Raw genomic sequence first — 1,588 nt, forward strand, 5'->3', positions numbered from 1 at the left:
GCGACACCTCATGACGCAGGACCGCCGGATCTTAGCGCGCCCTCTCGAGCACACGCCGGCGCTGTTCCAACCCGCGCCGCAGGACCTCGTCCTGATCGACTCGCGTTAATAGTCCGTCCCGCATGATGATTTGACCGTCAATTATCACCAAATCCACCGGGATATTGAAAGACGAAAGGGCCAGAAGTCCACCGCCCTGCTCCAGCGACGTGTGTGTTATGTCATGCGCTGTGCGGACGACGATGTCCGCCCGCTTGCCAGGGGCAAGGGTGCCAAGCTGGTCACCTAGTCCGACGTTCTGGGCAGCATTGGCGGTCTGCATATAAAATGGCTCGCCATCGTCCAAGCGCTCGCCGCAAGCTGCGGACAGCAACAGGCTCACCATCCCACTGGTGCCAAGCGGGTGGTACATCGTGGTGTCGATACCAAGGGAGACCGAGACGCCCTGTTTCATCAACGCCGGAAAGCGACACGGCTTGGCGGGATGGACCGCCCGGTGGAGGGCATTGTTTGGGCACCAGGTCAGACCAGGCTTGTGTTCGACGACGAGTTCAGCGTCACGGTCGCTCATTACGTTCATGTGGCTAAGCGTCGTCCCTTTGTGGAGCGCGCCGAGTCGGTGCAGCCTCTCAACGCCGGATATGCCGTGTTTACTGGTCTCGACCTCCTCCCAAAGGGGGATGAAACCCTGGTGCTGGTTGAAGAGAACACCGGACTGCTTGGCCAGATCGCTGGCGTCCTGGGTAAGACCATCGGTCGCCGAACCCTCGCCGTATAGACAGACGTAACCGGTGACCAGCGTATCCTTGTCCGTGTTTCGTGTGAGTTCGCGCTCAAGTCGCCTCAGAACCGTCGCCTTGTCAGCCGGAGCCCGCTCCATGAGCCGCGTCGTAATCATGCCAGGTGCGTGTTTTTCGAATGTGCTCACATCGTCCCACCCGAACGGGGCCGAAACCATGCCGCGCATCCCGATCCGCTCCAGCGCTGCCACGAACGCATCAGTTTCGAAAACCGTGCCGGCCTCCATGAAACAGGTGTAGCCCCTGCGCAGCAGCGCGACGGCTGCCGCGGCTACCAATGCATCTGTCGACTCGTCGTCGGTCTGAACCTTGACGTCGGCGTAGGAGACCTTGGACTCGATCGGATGGTCGGTGGATACGGGCAGGCCATGCAGCACAATCGACGTTGCGTGGACATGCGTATCGATCATGCCCGGATGAACTATCGCCCCGCCCACGTCGATGCTGTCGAGGGACTTGTATTTCGCTATCAGCTCGCTCGTCTCGCCGACGTCAACGATGCGGCTTTCCCTGACTGCGATCGCCCCATTGCGGATGAACGGGGAGGCGCGGTCTCCTGTGTAGACTTCACCGTTCACGATGAGGTAGTCGACCTGCTGCTTGTCTACCATCTTAAATTCCTTCTCGGCCATTTCCTTGCACTCGACGTCTGGCGACCGCCGCGGCGCTTACCGGCGCAGGCGCGTACCCAGGCAGATCGACGCGCCGGCAAATCGTTGCTATATCCAAGCCGCAAGTCGGGCGATTTGGATAGGTCGCCCGAATTATTCGCGTCAACGCTTCCTTAT

Annotated in this window: 1 protein-coding gene; it reads right to left on the reverse strand. The window is 60.3% G+C overall.

The window, feature by feature from the left end; translation table 11 throughout:
* Nucleotides 1–31 precede the first annotated feature (31 nt).
* Nucleotides 32–1,432 carry an amidohydrolase family protein gene (locus NKI29_RS33315; protein ID WP_352798691.1) on the reverse strand — a complete coding sequence of 467 codons (1,401 nt, stop codon included), beginning with the start codon at nt 1,430–1,432 and terminating at the stop codon, nt 32–34.
* Between the last annotated feature and the right edge of the window lie 156 nt (nt 1,433–1,588).

This window comes from Mesorhizobium sp. M0678 (assembly GCF_040320505.1).
Taxonomy (GTDB): domain Bacteria; phylum Pseudomonadota; class Alphaproteobacteria; order Rhizobiales; family Rhizobiaceae; genus Mesorhizobium.